Below are 4,326 nucleotides of genomic sequence, written 5' to 3'. Positions count from 1 at the left end.
CTTAAAAGCCAAATATAACGCCTAATTATAGCGAAAAATAAGCATTTAAAAAACCTCTTTTCCCCCGCGAAAAAGAGGTTTTGTTTTTATGTTCAGTATTAAGATTAACGCTTGGAGAATTGGGGCGCGCGACGGGCCTTTTTGAGACCGTATTTCTTTCTTTCCTTCATACGCGGGTCTCTTGTCAAAAATCCCGCCTGCTTTAAAACAGGTTTATACTCGGCATCGGCCTCCAACAGCGCTCTTGCGATGCCGTGTCTTATAGCGCCGGCTTGGCCGGTAAATCCGCCGCCTTTTACATTGACATGGACATCCCATTTGTCAGTGGTCTTGGTCAGCTCCAGCGGCTGTCTTACTATTAATTTTAGGGTATCTAATCCGAAGTAATCGTCAATATCCCTTTTGTTGATAATTATGTTTCCTGTCCCGTTTGAAATCAATCTCACGCGGGCAACCGCCTTTTTCCTGCGGCCTGTTCCCCAATATTGTATTTTTTTCTTGCTTGCGATTTTCGCCATAATTTATAACCTCTTAACTTTATCTTTTAAACAAATCCAAAACCTCGGGCTTTTGAGCTTGATGGTTATGTTCTGCGCCCTTGTAGGTGCGGAGCTTTTTGATCATGGCTCTGCCCAATTTGTTTTTGGGAAGCATTCCTTTGATTGCCTTATAGACCGCCTCGTCGGATTTTTCGGCCAGATATTTGCGATATACAACGGTCTTTAGCCCTCCGGGATAGCCCGAATATGACTTTTTGACCTTTTGGTCAAGCTTGTCGCCCGTCAAAACCACTTTGTCGCAATTGATGACTATAACATGGTCGCCCGTGTCTACATGGGGCGTGTATATAGGCTTGTGCTTGCCGCGCAAAATCGCCGCCACCTGGGAAGCCAACCGTCCCAAAACCACGCCGTCGGCGTCAATTACATACCATTTTCTTTCTATATCCTGCGGTTTTGCCATAAATGTCTTCATGTTATTATCCTTTTTGAGCGTTTAATAAAATTTTAAAAAATCAATTAATCAATATTGTTTTTTATTCTCTTTTAACGGGGCAAAAAAAGACAATAAAAAACACGCATCCAATAGACGCTAAAACATTTTATTAAAAAATCCGACCATTGTCAAGCAAATAAACCCGCTGTCGCTAGCGTTTATGGCATTACGCATAATAATCAGCGCCGCTTAATAAAATATACCTAAGACGCAAAAGCTTGACACTAGATAGACATTTTTATATTATTATATTTATATTATTATAGCGTCAAAATAATATTTTTTAACCAAAATAAAAGATTTTGACATTTGTAGTTATATAGACTTTTGACACAATGTCAAAAGTCTTTTTTAATCAAAATGAGATATATCACGGTAATATTAATCGGGTTAAGCCTGTCTTTAGACGCCGCCGCAGCTGCCGCGGCAAGCGGGGCTTGTTGTTGCCAAAACAAAAAAGCGCTGAGCCTAAAATGCGCCGCGCTTTTTTCTGTTTTTCAGGGCGGCATGACTTTGGCGGGTTATGCGCTGGGGTCGTTTTTGATAGATTATATTGATCTTTACGCGCATTGGGTCGCGTTTGGTCTTCTTAGCTTTATAGGCGGCAAGATGATAATTGACGCCTTCCATGACGACCAAACGCCCGTGGATTATTCGTCTAATAAAGTCCTGATTATACTCGCTGTCGCCACCAGCATAGACGCCTTCGCGGCGGGGATGAGCCTTAATGTTGAAGAACAGCTCAATATTTACATATCCGCGCTGATAATAGCGGCGATAACTTTGGCGATGTGCCTAATTAGCTCCAAGCTCGGCTCATGCATAGGCAAAAAGCTAGAAAAAAGGGCGTTGATTGCGGGCGGGATAATCTTGATATTAATAGGGCTCAAAATCTTAATTGAGCATATTTTCTTTTAATATTCAATGTCAAGCAAATATAGCCCGTGGGCGGGCGCAATTTCCTTGGCGTATTTTCTCTGCTTCGTTAGCAAAATAGTTTTTATATCTTGGGGCTGTATGATTTTTTTGCCGACTTTGACTAATTGGGCGACAATCACCCTCGCCATATTATACAAAAACGACCTGCCCGTAATTTTGATAACCAGCTCTTGACCGTATCCGTCGTCAATTTCCCTTAAAGAAATAGCCAAATCGGTTATAGTCCTTATTGTTGACGAAGGGGCGCTGCCCTGGGACATAAAAGCGCTAAAGTCATGCTCGCCTATCAAAAACTTGGCGGCTTGCTTCATAGCGTCAATATCCAAAGGCGGCCTTACTCTGTAATGGGTGTCGTAATACACGCCGCTAGGGCTGTCGGATAAATAAATTTTATAAATATATGTCTTGGACTTTGCCCAAAACCTGCTGTGAAAATTATCATCAACTAACTCGCTTTTCCGAATTTTTATATCTGGGGGCAAGACATTGTTAAGAACATAGGCGAATTTTTCCGGCGGCAAAGGATAATCAATATCAAAATGCGCTTTCATATTATAGGCGTGCGCGCCCGCGTCCGTTCTGCCCGCGCCGTGAATGCTGACTTGTTTGTCTGTGACTTTAAAAATAGCCTGCTCTAGAGTTTGGGCTATTGTTGGCAGGTTTTTTTGGCGCTGCCAGCCATGATAATTTGTTCCTCTGTATTCTATGGTTAATAATATTCTCATATTATTTTAGACCAATGATTGAATTATGCTAAGGGAAAACCAATTATATCTCGCCATAAAAATCAAAAAGCAAAATCCCGCCGCTAACGCCAGCGCCGCAAAGTCTTTTAGCCCGAATTTGAGTTCTTTCATTTTGGTTCTGCCCTTGCTGCCCCTATAACAGCGCGAGTCCATAGCGTAAGCTAGCTCTTCGGCGCGCCTTAGCGAACTCACAAACAGCGGGATTATAACGGGCAACAGCGCTTTGGCTTTTTTGAAAATGTTGCCGCTGTCAAAGTCCGCGCACCTTGCCCTCTGCGCCATCATTATCTTGTCGGTTTCCTCAATTATATTGGGTATAAACTTTAAGGTTATGCTCATAATAAGCGCCAGCTCGTGAACAGGAAATCTTATTATTTTCAAGGGCTTCATCAATGACTCCACCCCGTCCGTCAAAGTTACGGGCGTCGTGGTCAATGTCAATAATGACGGGCCCATTACCAATAATGTAAGCCTAAGCGCCATTTTTAAGGCGTTGTCAACGCCCGTCCAAGTCATTCCAAAACGCAAAAATTTCCACTTAAACTCAAAGATGATATTATTGACCGTCCACCGCTTGAAATAAATATTTATTAAGAAAGGTTTGTTTTCCAAAGGCGTTAAAAACAGGTTAATTATAGCCGTGAATGTTATCAAAAATAATATGGGCTTGACGCTTTTTAAAATCAATTTTATAGGGACTTTGGACAACAGCGTTACGGCAAACAAAACCAAAAAGGCAAATAGATAGACCGTATATGTATTGATAAAAAATATAGAAACCATATACGCAAGGGCTATTAATATTTTGGTTCGGGGATCCATCCGGTGAATGATTGAGTTCGCGGGATAATACTGACCCAAAGCAATATCTCTCAAGCCCGTTCTCCTTTATACAGCTTCAAAACCTCGGCGATAAGCTCGTCTTGTTTGTGTATGCCAGGCTTTAGATTTAGGCCTCTTTTTCTTAATCGTCTTGCTATTTTGGCCGAAGTCGGAAGATCTAAGCCTATTTTTTCCAATTCTTCGCTGCGCTCCACCAGCTCGCTAGGTTTTAGATAATAGACAAGCTCGCCTTGATTAAGCACGGCGACGCGCGTGCAATGCTCGTTTATTTCGTCCATATTATGACTTATCATAATCACAGTAGCTTGGGACGCTTTTTTTATGGAATGGACAAGCTGCAAAATATTTTCTTTGCCCTTGGGGTCCAAGCCCGCCGTAGGCTCGTCCAAAAACAAAATTTTGGGGCGCATCGCGATAACGCCTGCAAGCGCGGCGCGGCGCTTTTGCCCGCCCGACAGCTCAAAAGGCGAACGGTCTTTTACGCTCTCGTAATCAAGCCCGACCATTTCCATAGCCGTCCGGACTCTGTAGGCGACTTCCTCTTTACTAAGGCCCAAATTTTTTGGCCCAAAGGCTATGTCTTTCTCCACCGTTTCGTCAAAAAGCTGGTATTCGGGGTATTGGAATACTATGCCGACCGTGGATCTTAATTTTTTGTAGTCGTATTTTTTGCTTAAATCTATGTCATTGACCAAAATTTTGCCCGATGTGAGTTTGATAAGCCCGTTAAGATGCAAAACCAAAGTGGACTTGCCGCTGCCCGTATGCCCTATAATGCCCACAAATTCGCCGTCGTCTATGG

6 protein-coding genes are annotated in these 4,326 nt (G+C 42.6%); 1 reads left to right on the top strand and 5 read right to left on the bottom strand.

Annotation, left to right across the window (positions count from 1 at the left end; translation table 11 throughout):
* Window positions 1–104: 104 nt before the first annotated feature.
* A complete protein-coding gene (gene rpsI / locus GX756_05950; GenBank protein ID NLC17402.1) occupies window positions 105–509 on the bottom strand; it encodes a 30S ribosomal protein S9 in 405 nt (134 codons plus the stop codon).
* A gap of 28 nt (window positions 510–537) precedes the next feature.
* Window positions 538–975, bottom strand: coding sequence for a 50S ribosomal protein L13 (gene rplM / locus GX756_05945; protein NLC17401.1), 438 nt, complete (start codon window positions 973–975; stop codon window positions 538–540).
* 381 nt (window positions 976–1,356) lie between these two features.
* Between rplM and GX756_05940 the strand changes: the two genes are divergently transcribed.
* Window positions 1,357–1,914 (top strand): manganese efflux pump, encoded by a 558-nt coding sequence (locus GX756_05940; protein ID NLC17400.1) that lies wholly within the window; start codon window positions 1,357–1,359, stop codon window positions 1,912–1,914.
* Here GX756_05940 and truA read toward each other — a convergent pair.
* From truA to GX756_05925, 3 genes are all read right to left on the bottom strand, one after another.
* On the bottom strand, window positions 1,911–2,660 hold the full coding sequence (truA, locus tag GX756_05935) for a tRNA pseudouridine(38-40) synthase TruA (GenBank protein ID NLC17399.1): 750 nt from the start codon (window positions 2,658–2,660) through the stop codon (window positions 1,911–1,913). The two genes, GX756_05940 and truA, sit on opposite strands and share 4 nt — an antisense overlap.
* Before the next feature lie 6 nt (window positions 2,661–2,666).
* A complete protein-coding gene (locus GX756_05930; GenBank protein NLC17398.1) occupies window positions 2,667–3,503 on the bottom strand; it encodes an energy-coupling factor transporter transmembrane protein EcfT in 837 nt (278 codons plus the stop codon).
* Between the two features lie 50 nt (window positions 3,504–3,553).
* The coding region (locus tag GX756_05925) for an energy-coupling factor transporter ATPase (GenBank protein NLC17397.1) at window positions 3,554–4,326 on the bottom strand (773 nt) is incomplete at its 5' end.

The sequence above is a fragment of the Clostridiales bacterium genome, from assembly GCA_012512255.1.
GTDB lineage: Bacteria > Bacillota > Clostridia > Christensenellales > DUVY01 > DUVY01.
This window is presented reverse-complemented; position numbering and strand designations above follow the sequence as displayed.